The organism is Hymenobacter glacialis (assembly GCF_001816165.1).
Lineage (GTDB): Bacteria > Bacteroidota > Bacteroidia > Cytophagales > Hymenobacteraceae > Hymenobacter > Hymenobacter glacialis.
The window spans coordinates 1-347 of the sequence record NZ_MDZC01000011.1; the positions used below are offsets into that span (position 1 = coordinate 1).

The 347-nt window shown below is 57.1% G+C and carries 1 pseudogene; it reads right to left on the reverse strand.

Annotated elements, in window-relative coordinates:
* Positions 1 to 38: 38 nt before the first annotated feature.
* A pseudogene (locus tag BEN48_RS00640) lies at positions 39 to 347 on the reverse strand (JAB domain-containing protein); the annotation flags it as partial.

Here is a 347-nt window from a genome sequence, read left to right on the forward strand (position 1 = left end):
AATTTAGAGTTTGTCAAAACGGTAGTTTAAACACCACCCTACAGCATCCCCTCATCGGCAAAGCTGTAGTAGCCCTGGTCGGAATAAATGAGGTGTCAATCGGCAAGTCCAGAAAGCTGCCGGCTTCCTTCAGCTTCTTGGTGAGCTGGATGTCGGCGGCCCTAGGGTTGCGGTTGCCGCTGGGGTGGTTGTGCACCAGGATAATGCTGCTGGCCAGCTGCTCCAGGGCTTCTTTGAAAATCATTTTGGGGTCGGCCACGGTGCCGGCCACGCCGCCGCGGCTGATGGCCGTTTTGCGCATCACCACGTTGGCCCGGTTGAGCAGGATGACCCAGAATTCCTCGTGG